This window comes from Pseudoalteromonas sp. APC 3893 (genome assembly GCF_030408095.1).
Taxonomy (GTDB): Bacteria; Pseudomonadota; Gammaproteobacteria; order Enterobacterales; family Alteromonadaceae; genus Pseudoalteromonas.
Map to the genome: position 1 here is coordinate 76922 of NZ_JASDCD010000011.1, position 19646 is coordinate 96567.

Consider the following 19646-nt stretch of genomic DNA (forward strand, 5'->3'; position numbering starts at 1 on the left):
AATGCAGCATTTTTTATAAAATCGTAAGGGTCTTGTTACTTTATGGGTATATTCGAGCGCAAATTAGTCGTTTTAGGGGCTGGTTGGTTAGGTCAGGCGTTATGCCTGAATAGGCTACAACAGAACTGGCAAGTTCAAGGCACACATCGAAGTGCAGAGCATCAAGAAGAATTTTTAAGGCAGTTTGTGTTGCAAAATGAGCAATTAATTCATCAGCTGGATTTGGAAAATGCATGGTGGGTGTGTGCGATGCCACCACGCAGCCGACAACCTGAAAGTAACTATCAGGCGACTTTAGAACGCAGCTTAAAATTAGCAAAAGCAATGAATGCACAGGGTTTTTTGTTGTGCTCATCCACAGGTGTGTACGACCCCAGTGCAAATATTTATGATGAAGCAAGTGATATTACTGCTTCAGGTGAGCGCCAACAAAGGTTAATCGATGCCGAGCAAAGTGTGTTAAATGCTGGAGGTAAAGTATTACGCCTTGCTGGATTAGTCGGGCCTGGGCGAGAGCCAGGACGGTTTGTAGCTGGTAAGCAATTAAACAGTTCTAGTCAACAAGTTGTGAATATGGTGCATCAGCAAGATGTAATAAATGCAATTGTGACCGTACTTGAACAGTGGCAAACGGCAGCACCTATTTATAATGTAGTTAACCCTGCACACCCAAGTAAAGCTGATTACTATAAACAAAAATGTGCGCAATACGGTACACCAGCACCTACATTTACCAGTGATGTTAAAGCCGAGCGCATTATTAATGGCTCGGCGATTGAATCACTTGGCTTTAATTATCAGTTTGATATTTAAAATGAAGGCAGTACACCATCAGGTAGCAGGCTGCATAGATTACCTTGCGCTAATAACGTATTTGCAGCTTCGATATCAGGACCAAAATAGCGGTCTTTATCGTAGTAGCTCACTTTTTCGCGCAAGGTTGCTTTTGCTTGTTCAACTTTAGCCGATGCTTTAAGTGGTGCTCTAAAATCAAGGCCCTGGGCTGATGCTAACCATTCAACGGCGAGCACGCCTTGAGTGTTATCGGCCATTTCGCTTAAGCGACGCGCAGCAAACGTTGCCATTGATACATGATCTTCTTGGTTTGCTGAGGTCGGTAAGCTATCTACCGATGCTGGGTGTGCGAGTGATTTATTTTCAGAGGCCAATGCCGCTGCTGTTACTTGCGCAATCATAAAGCCAGAGTTAACGCCGCCATTATCAACTAAAAATGGCGGGAGCTTTGACAGGTTAGAGTCAATCAATAAGGCGATACGTCGCTCAGCCAGTGCGCCGATTTCGGCTATTGCTAGGGCTAGATTATCCGCGGCCATGGCTACAGGCTCTGCATGAAAGTTACCGCCAGAGATAATATCGCCAACATCAGCAAATACTAACGGGTTGTCGGTAACACCGTTAGATTCACACAACAGTACCTCAGCAGCTTGACGAATTTGGGTTAAGCAAGCGCCAAGCACCTGCGGCTGACAACGTAAGCAATAGGGGTCTTGTACTTTTTCACAATCAACATGGGCGTCACTTATTTGTGATTGTTCGCCTAGTATGTCACGAAATACTGCCGCTGAATCAATTTGTCCACGTTGACCACGAACGTCATGAATACGTGCGTCAAATGGTGAGCGGCTACCCATCGCAGCTTCAATGCTCATTGAGCCAATTGCACAACTTTGCGCATACAGGTTTTCAGTACGGAACAAACCTTGTAATGCAAATGCGGTCGACGCTTGCGTGCCGTTTAGAAGCGCGAGTCCTTCTTTGGCCGCTAAAGTGAGTGGCTCAAGACCCGCAATTTTTAGACCTTCACTGGCTTTAATTACTTGTCCTTGGTGACGCATTTCGCCTTCACTCAACAGAGGTAGGCACATATGCGATAGCGGTGCTAAATCACCGGAGGCGCCAACAGAGCCTTTTTTTGGCACACAAGGGTAGACTTGTGCAGCGAGTAGCTGGATAAAAAACTCAATGACTTTTAAGCGAATACCTGAGAAACCACGTGATAATGAGTTGATTTTTAACACCATCATCAAGCGAACTGTACTGTCATCCATATACTCACCAATACCAGCGGCATGAGAGAGTACAATTGAGCGTTGTAATAGCTCAAGTTCGTGTTCGGCAATTTTTGTATTTGCTAATAAACCAAAACCAGTATTTATGCCATAAACTGTACGCTGTTGATCAATCACGTCTTGCACTGTTTGCGCACTGGCAGCAATTTTGATGTCGCTGTCTTTGGCGAGTGTTAAAGTGACTGGTGATTGATTTATTTGGCGCAAAGTTGCTAAATCAAGTTGTCCGGGTGTGAGTGTATATTCAAACATGATTAATCCTTATTTAGCATTGGTAGGTCTAGACCTTGTTCAATGGCGCAATTAACTGCGATATCATAACCGGCATCCGCATGGCGCATTACGCCTGTGGCAGGGTCATTCCAAAGTACTCGTCCTACACGTGCTGCCGCTTCATCAGTACCGTCTGCAACAATAACTACTCCTGAGTGTTGGCTAAAGCCCATGCCTACACCACCACCGTGATGTAACGACACCCAAGTAGCACCGCCAGCGGTGTTTAATAATGCGTTAAGTAATGGCCAATCTGATACCGCGTCAGAGCCATCCTTCATGGCTTCAGTTTCGCGATTAGGACTAGCAACAGAGCCAGAATCTAAGTGATCACGACCAATCACAACGGGTGCTTTTAACTCGCCGTTTTTAACCATTTCATTAAATGCTAATGCTAGACGCGCGCGGTCTTTTAAGCCAACCCAGCAGATACGTGCCGGTAAACCTTGGAACTGAATACGTTCGCGGGCCATATCTAACCAGTTGTGTAAATGCTTGTCATCAGGAATAAGCTCTTTGACCTTAGCATCGGTTTTATAAATATCTTCAGGATCACCTGAAAGCGCTACCCAGCGGAAAGGACCAATGCCTTCACAAAATAATGGGCGGATATAAGCGGGTACAAAACCTGGAAAATCAAATGCATTCTCTACGCCTTCTTCAAATGCCATTTGACGAATATTATTACCATAGTCAGTTGTTGCTGCACCTGCTTGTTGCAATGCGAGCATCGCTTTCACTTGTACAGCCATAGACTGCTTAGCCGCTTTTACAACAGCTGTCGCGTCTTGCTCACGCATCTTTGCTGCCTGCTCCATAGTCCAGCCTTGTGGTAAATAACCATTTAGCGGATCATGAGCAGAGGTTTGGTCGGTTACGACATCAGGGGTGATATTACGCTCAACTAGCTCGCTAAAGATATCGGCGGCATTACCTAATAAACCCACAGAGAGTGCTTCGCCTTTAGCACAGGCATCATTAATCAGGGTTAAGGCATGATCTAAGTCAGTCGCTTTAACATCAACATAGCGAGTCTTAATACGAAAATCGATACGACTTTCATCACACTCGACTACTAAAGCGCTGAAACCTGCCATAGTTGCAGCAAGGGGTTGTGCGCCGCCCATACCGCCTAAGCCGCCGGTTAACACCCATTTACCTTTAGCATCGCCAGCAAAGTGCTGTTTTGCCATAGCAACAAAGGTTTCATAAGTACCTTGCACAATGCCTTGTGAGCCAATATAAATCCAAGAGCCAGCCGTCATCTGTCCGTACATCATCAAACCAAGTTTATCGAGCTCGTTAAAATGCTCCCAGTTTGCCCAGTGTGGTACTAGGTTTGAGTTCGCAATGAGTACTCGCGGCGCGTTGCCATGCGTTTTAAATACACCAACAGGTTTACCAGATTGGACAAGTAATGTTTCATCATCTTCGAGTCTATCTAAGGTTTCGATGATTTTATCAAAACAAGGCCAGTTGCGTGCTGCGCGGCCGATGCCGCCATAGACAACTAATGCATGTGGATGCTCTGCAACCTCAGGGTCGAGGTTATTCATTAGCATACGTTTAGCCGCTTCTGTGAGCCAGCTTTTAGCACTAATTTTATCACCGTGAGGTGCGCGTATAACACGCGATTCATCGAGTCTGTTATTCATAGTGTGCTCCTGTTGTATATACAAGCTTATTAGTTACAAAAAATACGCAGTTAAGCGCATCTTTATGATATTTAGTTACTTTTTGTTGTTTTTAAACGTTAAGTGCCCACCTAAACGGTATTTGCTACCAGGTGATACTAGGCGTGCAAAACTCACAATGCCCGCTGATGACCATGTTCGACGTATAACCTGTAAGCATGGCTCTTCATGATAGAGGTTTAACCATTGGCACATTTCGCTGTTAGGCATTACCGCTTCGACGGTATGGCGCGCTTCGGTTAATGGTGCCACGCTGGATAAATATTCGTGTGGTGTCAGGGCTGTAAAATCTTGCTGTAGATAATTACTCGCAAGGGCTGGGTTTACAAACCGCTCTTCTACTTGCAGTGGTAATTCATTTTCGTTGTGCACTAAAACACTGCGATAAACCACGCTATTGACTTCAACCCCTAATGCAATGGCAATCGGTGCTACTGCGTTGATTGATTCAAGCACTAAAACGGTACAGCTGTAATTACCATTTCGGGCTTTTACTTCATCAGCTATATTTTTAATTTCAAGTAATGACGATTGTGACTTAAAGCTTGCTACAAACGTACCAAGCCCTTGGCTGCGGGTTAAAATACCGGCTTCGGTTAATTCACTTAAAGCGCGGCGGGCAGTCATTCGGCTGACGCTAAATTGCTCGGTCAATTCATTTTCAGAAGGAACACGTTGGTTTTCAAGCCAAGCGCCACTACGAATATTATCAACAATGAATTGCTTAATTTGTGCGAACTTAGGAGTCGTCATTGGTTTAAATTACACTGTGTATTAATTTTATATTAGCTATAAGATGGCATAATAAGCTTGTATATACAAGGTGAGTTGTTAAACTAATAAAAAACTTTTTTAAGGGCCGTGATGAGTAATTCAACATTAGACAGTTTATCTTGTGAGTGGGATTTATTAATAACCGACGCCAATATTGCCACCATGGATAGCAGTATCGACTCTGCATATGGTGCTATTGAAAATGCGGCCTTAGCAATTAAAGATGGTCATATAGCGTGGCTTGGAAAGCAAAGCGAGTTACCAAAATTTGATGCTTTTGCGACGCCAATGCTTTCAGCAAAAGGGCAGTGGTTAACGCCAGGTTTAATTGACTGTCACACGCATTTAGTATTTGCGGGCTCTCGGGCCGAAGAATTTGAACAGCGACTACAAGGCGTTAGCTATGAGCAAATAGCTGCTCAAGGAGGCGGGATTGCCAGTACTGTGCGAGCCACACGTGAAGCCGATCACGAAGCACTATTTGTACTGGCGAAAGACAGACTAAATGCGCTTTATGCTGAAGGTGTGACTACGGTTGAGATTAAATCGGGCTACGGGCTTGATTGCGAAAATGAAGTTAAAATACTCGAAGTTGCTCGACTGCTGGGAGAAAACCACCCTGTTGACGTAAAGACCACATTTTTAGGCGCACATGCATTACCAGCTGAATATAAAGGGCGCAGTGATGAATACATAGACTTAGTTTGTAATGACATGCTAGAGCAAGTTGTTTCTGCCAATTTAGCCGATGCGGTTGATGTATTTTGCGAAAATGTCGGATTTAGTAATGAGCAAACCCGTCGTGTATTCGCTGCGGCTAAAAAACATAACTTACCCGTAAAATGCCATGCCGAGCAATTATCAAATCAGCAAGGTGCAGAGCTGGTGGCTGAGTTTAAGGGGCTTTCAGCCGATCATATAGAGTACTTAGATGAGTCTGGTGTGAAAGCGATGGCTGCTGCTGACACGGTTGCCGTGCTACTACCTGGCGCGTTTTACTTTTTACGCGAAACTAAACAACCACCAATAGATTTATTAAAGCAGCATAATGTGCCCATTGCGATATCGACAGACTTTAATCCGGGAACATCACCATTGTGCTCTTTGCAATTAATGATGAATATGGGATGCACATTATTTAGGTTAACCCCCACAGAAACCTTAGCTGGTGTAACTCGAAATGCAGCTAAGGCACTGGGTTTAACTGATCGAGGTGTGCTTAAAGTGGGTATGAGAGCAGACATCGCACACTGGCAGATCTCACACCCAGCGCAATTAAGCTATCAATTAGGTGTAAATAAACTGTTAAACTTGTGGATATTAGGTAGACTTAATTAGTCTATTTTTATGCTGTACTTATTTGATGACTTTACTTGCGCTATTAACAACTACTGGACTGACACAAATAGCAGGAAGCTCTTTTTTAACTAACACACAGATCCCCGTTTTTCTAAGTGGGGCGATACTGATGTCAATGATATGTGCCTTATGTGTTGTAAGGCACCCATTGCTACGCTTAAGTTACATAGCCAACGTCTTTGTTGCACTAGCATTATTGAGCTTTCATTACGCCTACCTTGAATTATTACTCGCCTTGTTGATTGCCCTGCATTTGTGGCAGACGTTTAAACAAAACAACTGGACTATGTTGAGCATTAGCTTTGGTGCTGCGTTAGTTTTTACGATTTGCTTTGCTGCCCATCTGTTGTTAGCTATTCCAAATCATTGGGTGGTACTTGCAACGCTGGTATTAGCAGGTTCAGGTTATTTTTTCGAAGATGAACATGACTTAACCAATAGCCAAGATGAAGTTAACCGAGACGAGCCGTTAATTTCATCGCCGCTATCTGAACTACCAAATCGTGCTAAATTAAAACAGGCTTATTATGACTGGCGTCAAGGTGGTGAGCATGATGGCGCACTCGTTATTATTCGCTTAGAAGGTTTTGCTGCTGTAAACCAGCATATAGGTCGAGACTTCGGCGATTTACTATTGGCGCAATCGGCAAGTAGAGCAAAACAGTTATTAGCTATTGAAGACGTTATTAATATATCAGCGCAGCAAAAGTTAGCGCATTTAGGCGGATTAAATTTTGCGTTTATTTGCAGTTTAGATAACCAAAAACATCTTCACGAAAAACTTATTAGCCAAATACTAGGGGCAACGCTAAAACCTTTCAATGTGGCTAATTGCACTGTTGAAGTAACTGCTCGTGCAAGCTATGTAAATTGTGATGAACAAGGCAGTGGCTTTGATAGTTTAATTTCCTACGGGTATTTAGCACTCGATGGTCAACCTAATAAACAAGTTGTCGCTTTTCATCAACAAATGATGGTTGAACAGCTGGAGCAGCAAGCTCGATTAAAAGAGTTGGCCAATATTAACTTTTCGAGCGAGTTGGAGTTGTATTTTCAGCCCGTTATTCGTAATCATGATGAAGATATCGAGTTCTTGGAGTTGCTGTTACGCTGGCAACACCCTAAGCAAGGTATTTTATCTGCCAGCCGATTTATCGAAGATATTCGTATTGCAGGGTTGGGGTATCCTTTAGCTGAGTTTGTTATCGAAAGAGCTGCAGAGTTGGTAATGGCATTGCGGATGGAAGGTATTAAAATGCCATTAAGCACAAATATATTTGGCCCAGAAATGCTAAATGAAGAGTTTATTGCATTTATTGATCAGGTCTTTTTAGAGCATCAATTATTACCCGGAGATTTAATCGTAGAGTGCCCGCTTGAGGTCTTTATGAATTTAGATGACCAAGGTAAAGCAATGGTAGCCAGGCTTAATAGCAAAGGGGTTAAAATGTGTGTCGACGGCTTAGGTGACAGCCCAGTGTGGTTGGCTAAATTACCCAGCTTAGCTGTTGAATATGTAAAAGTGTCACCATCACTTACCGCAGACTTTAGTCAGCAAGGACATATACGAAGTTTAATAGCTGGCATGGTTGATATGCATAATCAGCAAAACAGTAAAGTGATTTGCGAGGGGGTTGAAACCCAAGAACAGTTGAGCTTTGTTAATAACCTCAATGCGTTCGCAGCCCAAGGTTATTATTTTAGCCACCCATTGAGTAGTGTAGGTATGATCTCTTGGTTAAAGCAATGGCAAATCGAGCACAGCTAAATTACGCGACGGCTTAGTTTTCTTTAGCTTGCAGGTATGCATTAACCAGTGCGGTAATGATTTGCCCGGCATCATTCAATCCCGCATTTAAACCACTAGGGTGTTGGTTTGGCGCTGCTTCACAAAGGTGTAAATATTGGCTATTAGCTTGCGTTGCGGCTAAATATACAAAATGCTCTGCATCACTGACGCTAAATCCGCAATTGGTGTATGCGCTTACTGGCATTAATGAAATACTGTCTAAATCAACTTCTACACCTAAAGGTGCATGACTTAATTTATCAAGCGCTTGCTGGCATGCTTGCGTGAGTGATTTTTCACGCCTTACTTGCAGTGCTTGGTAGCTATCATAACCAAACTTAGCCTCAGCTAATGCGTCAATAATCGCTTGATTATTCTTTAGTTCGTGCAATCCAATTACATGGTAATTATGCAGGTGCTGCTCATTGTATGCATAACGAAAGCCATTGCCAGAATGACGACCTTCACAGTCACGAAAATCGGCGTGAGGGTCAAAATTAATAGCGTTGATAGGCTGCTTTTTATGTTTGCTTAAAGCACGAATAATACCTAAGCAATTGTTATGGCCGCCACCTATTATTATTGGCTCAAGGCCGGCGCTAAAAATTAAATTTAACACGTGCTCAACACGGGTATCTAATTGGCCGCAATAATCACGTAATTGGTTAAGTTGCTCTGGGTTCTGAATATCTAAATCAGCTGCGGCTGCGGTAATATCTGCAACACCAACCTCACCAAGCAATAACACTTTTTCGTTTGCTAAAAATTGATTATTTGACTGATTCAAAAAGCGCTTAATAAATGCGTGCCAGCCATCGCTTGCTCCGCCATTACCAAGGTTTGCTCTGGGGCCAATGTCTTCACAGATGCCAAGTAAAACGTATTTAATACCAAACTGTGCAGCATCTTGCATGGCCTGTAGTGGGTTTACTTGGGTGTCTAATAAAGCAATAGACTGCCATGCTTTTTTTTCATTTAAACGACTGCTACACCAAGGTTTAACAGTCGCTTCATCATAAATATGTAGGTATTCGGACATTTATTCTTCAACAATTTCCAATTCTAGCTCTTCAGCTGATAACACGATCCCCGTGCTGTCTGCGTAGATGTAATCATCATCAAAAAATGAAACACCGGCAAAATTAACCCCAATACCATCTTCACCAGCACCTTGGCTATCTGCCGCAACAGGAATAGATGCAATCGCTTGAATACCAAAGTCGAGTTCTTCAAGTTCGTCTACGTGGCGTACTGCACCGTAAACAACAATGCCTTGCCAATTATTCTCTATGGCTAATTCAGCTAGCTCAATATCAATCAGTGCACGACGAGTTGAACCACCGCCATCAATGAGTAAAACACACTCATCACCATCTTCGCTAAGGATCTCTCTGATCAGTTCATTATTTTCAAAACATTTAACGGTTTTGATACGGCCACCAAAACTGTGACGGCCACCAAAGTTAATAAACATAGGTTCGAGCACATCGACCACGTCGGCAAAGTGATCGCATAAATCTGAGGTGCTGTAATCCATTTTTCTATCCTTCTAAAAGATATATGAGCTAGTCTTCAGTATACCCCTCTTAAACGCAATAACAACGACTTAATGATAGTTAATTGTGCTCTTTTTATGCAAAAAAGAGCGTAAGTAGGTAAAAGCAACATTAGTGTCTTAAAAGCGTCACCCAATTGTTATTTAGAGCGCCTATGCTGAAATTGTGTACATAGTTTGCGTGAAAAAGGACCCAACCATGAGTCAGAACAATATACTAAAAAAGGTTGCACAGTTAGATGAAGATTTGTTCCTTAAGCTATTTAATGGAAACTCACCCGTATGGATAAAAAATTCAGCGTTAGGGTTTTCAAAAAGCGGTAATGGTGGCTTATACGTCATGATGGCTTTGGGGTTTGGCTGGTTAGGCAGTGAGCAAGAGTTGCAACTGCTATCGATCACCTTGTTGCTTGGCTTTTTGATCGAAAGACCAATTTATTATGTTGCAAAAAAAACCTTCGCGCGAGTTCGCCCATGTGATTGTTTAGTAAAAGGCGCATATATAGTGCCTAGCGATAAGTTTAGTTTGCCATCAGGGCATAGTGCGGGCGCTTTTTTAGTCGCCATTATACTGGCGCAATATTTTCCAGAATTATTCTGGTTATGGTTTGCATGGGCCAGCGGTGTGGCTGCTTCTCGTGTGGTGCTAGGGGTTCACTTCCCTGCTGATGTCGTGCTTGGGGCTTTAATGGGTTCAAGTTGTGGTGTAATGGCTATTTTATTGGTGGGTTATCTATGAGAATACTGTACGGTATTCAAGGCACAGGAAACGGACATATAACTCGTGCACGAGTAATGGCAAATGCGTTTAGCCAGATGGGCGTAGAAGTTGATTATGTTTTTTCAGGGCGCGCGCAGCAAGACTATTTTGATATGGGCGAATTTATAAATTACCGTAGTTTTCGCGGATTATCGTTTTCAACCCAAAATGGTCAAGTCAGTAGTTTACGCACAGTAAAGAATGCGCGAGTGTGCAAATTGCTAAATGATATTAAGCAGCTGGATGTATCCAGTTACGATTTTGTGTTTAATGACTTTGAACCCATCAGCGCGTGGGCAGCAAAGCGCCAAGGTGTGCCGGTTATTGGAATGAGCCACCAAGCCGCTTTTTTATCACCCAAAGTGCCTATGTTTGGTCATGGTTTATTTCGCCGTTCATTAATTCGTTGTTATGCGCCTGCCGATGTTTATTTAGGCGTTCATTGGCAACCGTTTGCAGGCAATATCATCCCACCGTTTATTGCCAATCACCATCATGATAATCCAGTGAGTGTTGATAATAAGGTATTGGTTTATTTACCATTTGAAGAACTAGCAAGTGTGGTTGATTATTTAAAGGACTTTCCGGCTAAAGAGTTTTATTGTTATCACCCCGATGCAAAAAATAACTCTCATGGGCACATTCATTTAAGGGCACCTTCACGCAGTGGCTTTTTGAATGACTTAGCCAACGCCAGCGGCGTAATAGCCAATGCAGGGTTTGAACTGTCAAGTGAAGCGCTAAAGCTCGGTAAAAAATTATTACTCAAACCATTGTCAGGTCAATTTGAGCAGGATGCCAATGCACAAACGTTATTAGCCATGAAAGCAGCGCATGTGATGAGTTATTTAAACCCATGTGCACTTGATGAGTGGATTACTAGCAAAGATCACATGCAGATAAACTTTCCCAGTGATCCTAAGCCGTTGGTAAACTGGCTGGCAGAGAAGCAATGGAGTAACACCCAAAATTTACACGAATCATTATGGGATTCAGTGGCTTAATTTTAGATAAAGAGTAAATTAATTTACAGATTATTGGTTTAAAGTGAGATAATCAGCACATTAAGACCAATACTTGACTATAATCATAATGATTAAATTAGAAAGGCTGTTGTAGATGACTTTACTCCAAAACCTGACGATTAAGCGTCGGTTACAAATTAACGCTTTAGTTGTTGGTTTAGCAATGATTGTTATGCTTTGTATCATCATTTATGAAGCACGGACCATGCTAAAACTAAATGAAACCATTCAATATGCAGAAGAACTGGATATACATGAGCTATCGATGCGTAAACATGAAAAAGATTTTCTTTTTTATAAGGATGTGTCGAAGTTAGCAGCATTTGATCAAGAGTATGAACAATTGCAGTCTAAACTCGATAAACTGACTGTACTGTCAAATGAATTAAATATCGCCACTGTTCAAGTTAATCAGTTCGCGGCGCTAGCTGAGAAGTATTATAACGATTTTCAAAAAGTTGTTGAGTTACAACGTGTCATAGGATTGCACCCAACAGACGCCTTATATGGTGAGTTGCGTAGTGCGGTACATGAGATGGAAATGGTGCTAGATGAGCAAGACAACAACCAACTTTTAACTTTAATGCTACAGTTACGCCGCGCCGAAAAAGATTTTATGCTGCGCTTAGATCTTAAATACCTTTCGCGTTTTAAAGACTTAACCCAGCAATTAAGCCAACAAATTAGAGCGGCAGATATTGATGCTAACACTAGTGGGCAGTTGGCCTTATTACTTAACAGCTATCAAAGTAAGTTTACAGCACTGGTGGATGCACAAGTTGCACTGGGTCTAGATTTAGATTCAGGTGCTCTAGGAAAAATGCGCGGTAGTGTCAAACAAAGTGATGAGGTGGTTTCGCGCATTACAAGCGAGACCAAACAGCAAGTGGATGAAACTGCTAAGCAGGCACAAATGCTAGCAATTGCTATTTTTGTCATTGCTAGCTTAATTGTTATGGCACTGGTTTATTTTACTAGTCGTTCAATCATCTTACCTATCGAGCGGGTATATCACACCATTAATGATATTAGGCGCAACAACGATTTAAGCTTGTTTATTGAAGAAACCGGTAAAGATGAAATCACTACTATGACCATTGACTTTAATAGTTTAATTGGTGATTTCAAAAAGCTTATTTATGAAGTAAATACCGCGCTCACTACATTAAATATTGCGACAGGTAACTTATCAGAGACAACCTCTGCAACAAGTAGCGGTATGCAAGAGCAATTGCATGAAGCTGATATGGTAGCAACAGCTGCTACTGAAATGCAGGCAACCATTCAAGATATTTCTCACAATACTGAAGCGGCGGCTAAAAAGGCCGAGTCGACTAACTTAAGCGCACAACAGGGGCGCTCGGAAGTAGAATCTACTGTTAAGCACATTAATCAACTTTCGGATTCACTTGGTAATGCCTCTTCAGTGGTTTCACAACTTGAAAAAGACGGTGAAACAATTGGTTCAGTATTGGATGTAATTCGCGGTATTGCAGAACAAACAAACTTACTTGCTCTGAATGCAGCTATTGAAGCAGCCCGTGCCGGAGAGCAAGGACGAGGCTTTGCTGTTGTTGCTGACGAAGTACGTTCGCTTGCTCAGCGCACGCAGGAATCAACAACAGAAATCGAAAGTATTATTTCAACCTTGCAAGAGCGCACTCAAGAAGTGGTGAGTATAATGCAACGTTGCCGCACACAAGGGGGAGAAAGTGCTGCTCAAGCCACAAAGGCAGGTGAGTTACTTAGCTCTATCACTGAAGATGTACAAACCATCATGGACATGAGCACCCATATTGCCGCGGCCATTGATGAACAAAGCCAAGTGGCCTCTGAGGTGAATAAAAATGTAGTGAGAATTCGTGATATTGCCGAAAGCGCATCAGGCCATGCTGTTACTAATGCACAAACCAGTGAAGAAGTATCAGAGCAGGCGAAAGTACTGCATCAAGCGATAGATAAGTTTAAGGTTTAATAATAGGTGCTAGGGTTTAGGCTCTAGGAGTTAGTTGAGCTTTAAGCGCTAAGCCATAAGTTTTAAGCAACCTGAGTTGCTTTGAGCTTATGGCTTTTTAGTTTGGGTAATTAAATGAGGAAAAAACAACAGATTTATTGAGCTGAATCCATTAGCCACAAAGCCTAATTATTTATCCTGTAGTTCGTCATTTATGACGAAAATCAATTAACCATTGGAATTGACGCGCTAAAGCACGACCTACGCCAATCTCAGGCTCTAGTTACTTAACTTCCTTGTGAATAATTCAGTTAAAGATCTTTTGCACAAATAGCAGGGAATGAGAAGTAAATGAGGGAAACTTAGCGTTTAGTACTTACATGCTTAAATAGTCGTTAATCTAACCCGAATATGACTAAGCGATTGAATCAAAATTGCAACTCCGCTATGGTTAATGCATTAATAAAAATAAATTAAAAACGAGTAATTCTATAGGCTCGTTATGTGCTTAAGTAGGGCTGTATATGAATCGAGTAATATTTTTAGCTTTATTAATTTTTTCGTGTTTTTCATTTGCTACTGATTCAAACTCAAAGTTGGGATATGAAGGAAAAAATGGGCAAGTTTTTGGTTATAACACTGTTTTAGGGGCTCTCGAAGCGCTGAAGTTAGATCTCGATGCAGAGATTAGTGAGTCTAAAGGTTGGGTTATTGTAAACGATAATACGAATAAAGCTCTTTGGTCATTTGCACCCAAAGCTCACCCTTCATATCCGTCAGTTGTGCGCCGTGCGGTTGTCGAGAGAAATGGTCAGATTGGAATAACTACTGAAGTAAAATGTGCTGCTAAAAAGTCTGTTTGCGACTCATTGGTAAAAGAGTTTATGGAGTTAAACCAAAAAGTTAAAAATGACATCAATAGTAAGTAAAACATCTATCAAGCCAATGTTGTTCAGCTAGGAAGCTGTCTGGGGGAAATTGCGAATGTTCAAAGACTATATTGGCACAAACACGCCTGTTTGATTTGATTGAAGTTCACTAATTTGACAAAGTTTGATAAGACTACTTTATGGCTCGGCAAACCTAGAACCTAGAACCTTCTCATTAGATTTCGCTGCACTCAACCACAACCACAACCACATAATCAGCTTTAACGCCGAGCTGGGCTAACTTTCACCTTGAACCTTTTAACTTGCTAACTTTACTCTCGCCAACTCATTAAGGCACAAACTTGATCGGTACGCTGTCTTTGTTAGCTTGGTGCTCTGCTACGCGTTGCTGATATGTTTGCCATAGATCATCATGGTTAGCTTGTAGGTGTGATAAGTAGCTCCAACTGAATAAGCCGCTGTTGTGGTTATCGTCGAAGATGAGTCTAATTGCATAGTGACCAACGGGTTCTATTTTGCTGATGCCAACCTGTGATTTACTCAAAACGAGTTTCATCGGCTCATTGCCATGGCCTTGTACTTCGGCAGAAGGGGAGTGAACACGCAAAAACTCACTGCTGAAAGTGCAAGTTGAGTCGTCATCAAAATAAACATCAAGCGCTTTGCTAACGGTATGATGGTGTACCTTGATCACTTGTTTCATTGTTATACCTTTGTGAGTAACCTAGAACCTAGAACCTAGAACCTAGAACCTAGAACCTAGAACCTAGGCCCTAGATCCTAGTTTTAAAATTAAAGAATAAAGCGGCTTAAGTCTTCATCTTCAACTAATGCGCCTAAATGTTTTTCAACATAAGCGGCGTCAATCACTAGATTTGAACCTGCTTGCTCTGAAGCATCAAATGAAATTTCTTCCATTAGTTTTTCCATCACAGTATGTAAGCGACGAGCACCGATATTTTCGGTTTTTTCGTTTACCTGCCAAGCGGCTTTAGCGATACGCTCAATTGCATCATCGGCAAACTCTACATTTACTTGTTCAGTTTTAAGTAGTTCGCGTTGTTGTTCTGTGAGTGACGCATGCGGCTCAGTTAGAATGCGTTTAAAGTCATCGGCTGTGAGTGCTTCTAGTTCAACACGAATAGGTAAACGACCTTGTAGCTCTGGGATCATGTCAGATGGTTTTGACATTTGGAATGCACCAGAGGCAATAAATAGCATGTGGTCGGTTTTAACCATGCCGTGTTTGGTGTTGACAGTTGAACCTTCAATCAGCGGCAGTAAATCGCGCTGTACGCCTTCACGACTTACATCTGGGCCTGATGACTCGCCACGCTTACAGATTTTGTCTATCTCATCGATAAACACAATACCGTTTTGCTCAACCGCAAAGATAGCTTGCTCTTTAAGTTCTTCAGGGTTTACTAATTTAGCGGCTTCTTCTTCGGCTAACAGTTTAAAGGCTTCTTTAATTTTCAGCTTACGTTTGGTCTTTTTATCAGAAGACATGTTTTGGAACATGCTCTGCAGCTGGTTGGTCATTTCTTCCATACCAGGAGGCGACATGATCTCAACATTAGGCTGCCCTTGAGCAACATCAATATCAATTTCTTTGTCGTCTAATTGACCTTCGCGTAACTTTTTACGGAATGTCTGGCGCGTTGATGAGTTTTCATCACGCTGAGCTTCACCATATGAGTCTTTCGCTGGTGGCAGTAATGCGTCTAAAATACGTTCTTCTGCAGCTTCTTCAGCGCGATGCTTAAACTTTTTAGTTTGCTGTTCGCGTGTCATTTTAATTGACACATCGACTAAATCACGAATGATAGTTTCAACTTCTTTACCGACATAACCCACTTCGGTGAACTTAGTGGCTTCAACTTTAATAAATGGCGCGTTAGCGAGTTTTGCTAAGCGACGTGCAATTTCAGTTTTACCAACACCGGTAGGACCAATCATTAAAATATTTTTTGGGGTAACTTCAGTGCGTAAGTCGTCGCTTAATTGCATACGGCGCCAGCGATTACGAAGCGCAATAGAGACAGCTTTTTTTGCTTTTGCTTGGCCAATGATATGTTGGTCAAGTTCATGAACGATTTCTCTTGGAGTCATAGCAGACATAGCGGTTCCTATTACAATTCTTCGATAGTTTGGAAGTTATTTGTGAATACGCAAATATTGCCTGCAATTGTCAGGCTTTTTTCTACGATATCACGGGCGCTCAGGTCGGTGTTTTCAAGTAACGCAGTTGCGGCTGATTGCGCAAAGTTACCACCACTACCAATAGCGATTAGGTCGTTTTCAGGCTGCACGACATCGCCGTTACCTGTAATAATCAATGACGCGGTTTCATCAGCAACCGCAAGCAAGGCTTCGAGTTTTCGAAGAGCACGGTCACTACGCCAGTCTTTTGCCATTTCTACGGCAGCTTTGGTTAGGTTACCTTGGTGCATTTCAAGTTTGCTTTCAAAACGTTCGAATAGGGTAAAGGCATCAGCAGTACCGCCAGCAAAACCAGCGATTACTTTGCCATTATAAAGGCGTCGAACTTTACGGGCGTTGCCCTTCATTACGGTGTTACCAAGTGAAACTTGGCCGTCGCCACCAATGACGACTTTATCGTCGCGGCGTACACTTACAATAGTGGTCATGTTATTCCTCATCATCGAGCCGCGGGGGCGACTCGTAAAAAGCGATTGATGAGAGGTTAATATGGGTTAATGGATTAAAATCAAGTCCAAAGCCAAATTCCACAGCCCATTATTTTGCTGCGTTTGAGTTTGTTTTTGTCACTTTCAGCTAAACGCTTGGTTTTATAAGGCCCAAGGCGTACTTTATACCAAATTCCATTTGTGCCAGTGGTTTCACGTACTTCAGCAATGAGTCCTGCAAAGGCTATTTTTGCTTTGAGAGTTTCGGCTTGAGAACGAGTTCTAAATGACCCGCATTGCATGACATAAGGGCCTTTTTGTTTAAGCTCTTTAACTTCAACTTGGATTTCATGCTCTTTTATTTCTTTTATAAATTCAGGCGGGCGCGGTTTAGCCGGCTCAACTTTTTCTTTAGCTTTAGTCGGATTGGCTTGTTGTTCAACAAGTTTAGGGTCGGCATTGGTTTTTACATACCATAAGCCAAAGCAAAAACCACCGACCAAAAGAGTCGTTAAAATAACTAATAAAACCGGAAATGGCTTTTTAGCGGGTGGCTGTTTTTTACTGTTACGGTTGCCCGGTTTTTTATTAATAAAATCGTGTTGTGCCATGTGTGTTCTAAGTTTTAACCTTAAATCATATCTATTGGGTCGACATCTAAGCTCCAGCGCACTTTTTGTGCAAGCTTACTGGTGCTTAGGTAGTCAATCATTTGCGCTAAATATTGGTGCAATAATTGACGATCAAGCGCTTGAATATGCAATTGAAAACGGTATTTCCCTGCTATTTTTTCAAGAGGAGCAGGAATTGGACCTAGCAATTGTATACCAGTTACACCGTGCACAGGAACTAAATCAGTTAAAAAATCCACCACCTGCTTCACGTTATGCCCTTGGGCGCGGACAATGGCCATATTCGTAATAGGGGGTAGTTGTGCATCTTCACGCTCTTGTAATGCAAAGCGGGCAAAATCTTGATACCCATTATTAACTAAGTCTTGTAATAATGGGTGCTCTGGAAAGTGTGTTTGCAATAAAACATGGCCAGGCTCTCCGCTTCGTCCTGCTCGCCCTGCAACTTGTGTAACCAGTTGAGCTAAATGCTCGGTCGCACGAAAATCACAGGAGTATAAGCCGCTATCTACGTCTAAAATAAGCACTAAGCTGACATCGGGAAAGTGGTGTCCTTTAGCGAGCATTTGCGTACCCACTAAAATTCGTGCGCCGCCTTGATTAATATCATCAAGGGCTTTTTCTAAGCTGCCCTTACGCCGTGTTGAATCACGGTCAATCCGGCTAATAGGAGTATCAGTAAACTCTGTAGTTAAAAACTCTTCTATTTGTTCGGTGCCTTTGCCATTTGGAAATATTTGTGTGCTGCCACAGTCAGGGCATTGATGTGGTACCCGTTCTTGTTCGCCGCAGTGATGGCAAATCATTTGGCCTATGGCTTTATGAAAAGTAGCGCTGGTACTGCAACGAGAGCACTCACTGAGCCAACCACATTCGTGGCAAATTAGTGTAGGTGAAAAACCACGGCGATTTAAAAATACCATTACTTGCTTACCACGGTTTAAATGCTGACGCATTGTGGCAAGACTTGCATGGGCAATACCGGCTTGATCTGGCTGGCCTTTCATATCTAACAACTGAAACTTGTTATCTGTGCTGGTTTGTGCACGCTGCGTTAAGCTCAGTAGTTGGTATTTACCATTAATGGCTTTGTGCAAAGTCTCTAAAGCGGGCGTTGCTGAGCCTAAGACTAAGGGGATCTTGTGTTGATAAGCACGGTATGCTGCTAAGTCTCTGGCATGATAGCGCAAGGTATCTTGTTGTTTGAATGAACTATCGTGTTCTTCATCAACAATGATCATACCCAGTTTTAAAAAAGGTAAAAAGATACTTGAGCGAGTGCCTATAACAATAGCGCAGCTGGCTTTTTCGCAAAAGCGCCATGTTTGTAAACGCTCGTTATCGGTTAAGGCTGAGTGCCAAAGCATGATAGGAGTATTAACAAAGCGGCGGCGAAAGCGGTTAACCGTTTGGGGTGTTAAGCCTATTTCGGGCACTAGTACGAGTGCTTGCTCGCCCCGTTTTAGTACTTCTTCTAGGCATTGTAAGTAAACTTCAGTTTTGCCACTGCCGGTGACGCCTTCAAGTAAAAAGCTATTAAAACCTGTGCTTTGGTTTATTGATGTACAGGCAACGGCTTGCTCTTTGTTTAATACGGGTTTGGTACCAATTTGTGGCGCTTGTTGTTGCCATTGATTATCGTGTTCAATACTTTGGCTGATAAGCTCTTTTGTCAGCAAACTATCAATGGTCTTTTTATTAAACCCGAGCGCTTTTAATTCGGTGAGTGAGGACTTTCCTGATTCGGCTAATTGCTTTAATAGCCCTAGTTGGCTTTTTGCTTTTAAAGACGGAAGCTTGGCGCCTTTTGCAGTTAAGGCGACCATGTTAATACTGCTCTTATCAGGGCATTCGCCTTGGCGTAATGCGCCAGGTAATGCAATATGTATTGTTTCGCCTAATGGGTAGCAATAATAACGGGCGGTAAAGCGTAATAAATCAAGGTGCTGTGCAGATAAAATAGGCTCATCATCAATCACCTCTAAGAGCGCTTTAATTTTATCTTTTGGCACGTTTGTGGTGGTTTTTAACGCGAGTACCACGGCGACTTTCTTTTGATTACCAAATGGCACTATAACCCGGGTGCCAACTTGTGGCGTTACTGATAAACCGTTAAGTTGTTCCGGTAGGCTGTAATCAAAAGTACGCTGTAGCGGAACTTTTATAGCAACTTCAACAAAACTCATAGCAACTCAACAAA

17 protein-coding genes are annotated in these 19646 nt (G+C 42.3%); 7 read left to right on the forward strand and 10 right to left on the reverse strand.

What is annotated here, in order from left to right; all coding sequences use genetic code 11:
- Positions 1–42: 42 nt before the first annotated feature.
- Entirely contained in the window at positions 43–813 is a 771-nt protein-coding gene (locus QMA12_RS13400; RefSeq protein WP_290209415.1) for an NAD-dependent epimerase/dehydratase family protein, read from the forward strand.
- Here QMA12_RS13400 and hutH read toward each other — a convergent pair.
- The 3 genes from hutH to hutC all read right to left on the reverse strand — a co-directional run bounded on the left by hutH (position 810) and on the right by hutC (position 4810).
- A complete protein-coding gene (hutH, locus tag QMA12_RS13405; protein ID WP_290209417.1) occupies positions 810–2342 on the reverse strand; it encodes a histidine ammonia-lyase in 1533 nt (510 codons plus the stop codon). The two genes, QMA12_RS13400 and hutH, sit on opposite strands and share 4 nt — an antisense overlap.
- A 2-nt stretch (positions 2343–2344) precedes the next feature.
- On the reverse strand, positions 2345–4018 hold the full coding sequence (gene hutU, locus QMA12_RS13410) for a urocanate hydratase (RefSeq protein WP_290209418.1): 1674 nt from the start codon (positions 4016–4018) through the stop codon (positions 2345–2347).
- A 75-nt stretch (positions 4019–4093) separates the two neighbouring features.
- On the reverse strand, positions 4094–4810 hold the full coding sequence (gene hutC / locus QMA12_RS13415) for a histidine utilization repressor (protein ID WP_087532663.1): 717 nt from the start codon (positions 4808–4810) through the stop codon (positions 4094–4096).
- 111 nt (positions 4811–4921) lie between these two features.
- On the opposite strand from hutC, the gene hutI reads away from it, so the two are divergent.
- Both hutI and QMA12_RS13425 read left to right on the forward strand, forming a co-directional pair.
- Positions 4922–6169 carry an imidazolonepropionase gene (hutI, locus tag QMA12_RS13420; RefSeq protein ID WP_290209419.1) on the forward strand — a complete coding sequence of 416 codons (1248 nt, stop codon included), beginning with the start codon at positions 4922–4924 and terminating at the stop codon, positions 6167–6169.
- Between the two features lie 130 nt (positions 6170–6299).
- Positions 6300–7958, forward strand: coding sequence for a GGDEF domain-containing phosphodiesterase (locus tag QMA12_RS13425; RefSeq protein WP_290209420.1), 1659 nt, complete (start codon positions 6300–6302; stop codon positions 7956–7958).
- Between the two features lie 13 nt (positions 7959–7971).
- Here QMA12_RS13425 and QMA12_RS13430 read toward each other — a convergent pair whose 3' ends face one another.
- Entirely contained in the window at positions 7972–9018 is a 1047-nt protein-coding gene (locus QMA12_RS13430) for a formimidoylglutamase (RefSeq protein ID WP_087532661.1), read from the reverse strand.
- Positions 9019–9516 (reverse strand): ribonuclease E activity regulator RraA, encoded by a 498-nt coding sequence (rraA, locus tag QMA12_RS13435; RefSeq protein ID WP_087532660.1) that lies wholly within the window; start codon positions 9514–9516, stop codon positions 9019–9021.
- A 217-nt stretch (positions 9517–9733) separates the two neighbouring features.
- Between rraA and QMA12_RS13440 the strand changes: the two genes are divergently transcribed.
- The 4 genes from QMA12_RS13440 (at position 9734) to QMA12_RS13455 (ending at position 14202) form a co-directional block, all read left to right on the forward strand.
- The gene (locus tag QMA12_RS13440; protein WP_290209421.1) at positions 9734–10273 is read left to right on the forward strand and encodes a phosphatase PAP2 family protein; all 540 of its coding nucleotides are present in this window, start codon (positions 9734–9736) and stop codon (positions 10271–10273) included.
- A complete protein-coding gene (locus QMA12_RS13445; RefSeq protein WP_290209422.1) occupies positions 10270–11298 on the forward strand; it encodes an MJ1255/VC2487 family glycosyltransferase in 1029 nt (342 codons plus the stop codon). Before QMA12_RS13440 ends, QMA12_RS13445 begins: the two co-directional genes overlap by 4 nt.
- A gap of 115 nt (positions 11299–11413) precedes the next feature.
- Positions 11414–13294 (forward strand): methyl-accepting chemotaxis protein, encoded by a 1881-nt coding sequence (locus tag QMA12_RS13450; protein WP_087532657.1) that lies wholly within the window; start codon positions 11414–11416, stop codon positions 13292–13294.
- Positions 13295–13797: 503 nt separating this feature from the next.
- Entirely contained in the window at positions 13798–14202 is a 405-nt protein-coding gene (locus tag QMA12_RS13455; protein ID WP_290209423.1) for a molecular chaperone DnaJ, read from the forward strand.
- Positions 14203–14491: 289 nt separating this feature from the next.
- On the opposite strand, the gene QMA12_RS13460 is transcribed toward QMA12_RS13455, so the two are convergent.
- The 5 genes from QMA12_RS13460 to priA all read right to left on the reverse strand — a co-directional run bounded on the left by QMA12_RS13460 (position 14492) and on the right by priA (position 19632).
- The gene (locus QMA12_RS13460) at positions 14492–14866 is read right to left on the reverse strand and encodes a gamma-butyrobetaine hydroxylase-like domain-containing protein (protein WP_087532653.1); all 375 of its coding nucleotides are present in this window, start codon (positions 14864–14866) and stop codon (positions 14492–14494) included.
- Positions 14867–14955: 89 nt separating this feature from the next.
- Positions 14956–16284 carry an HslU--HslV peptidase ATPase subunit gene (gene hslU / locus QMA12_RS13465; protein WP_087532652.1) on the reverse strand — a complete coding sequence of 443 codons (1329 nt, stop codon included), beginning with the start codon at positions 16282–16284 and terminating at the stop codon, positions 14956–14958.
- An 11-nt stretch (positions 16285–16295) separates the two neighbouring features.
- Positions 16296–16814, reverse strand: coding sequence for an ATP-dependent protease subunit HslV (gene hslV, locus QMA12_RS13470; protein ID WP_054552816.1), 519 nt, complete (start codon positions 16812–16814; stop codon positions 16296–16298).
- Between the two features lie 80 nt (positions 16815–16894).
- On the reverse strand, positions 16895–17425 hold the full coding sequence (locus QMA12_RS13475) for an SPOR domain-containing protein (RefSeq protein ID WP_087532651.1): 531 nt from the start codon (positions 17423–17425) through the stop codon (positions 16895–16897).
- Positions 17426–17445: 20 nt separating this feature from the next.
- Entirely contained in the window at positions 17446–19632 is a 2187-nt protein-coding gene (priA, locus tag QMA12_RS13480) for a primosomal protein N' (protein ID WP_290209424.1), read from the reverse strand.
- Between the last annotated feature and the right edge of the window lie 14 nt (positions 19633–19646).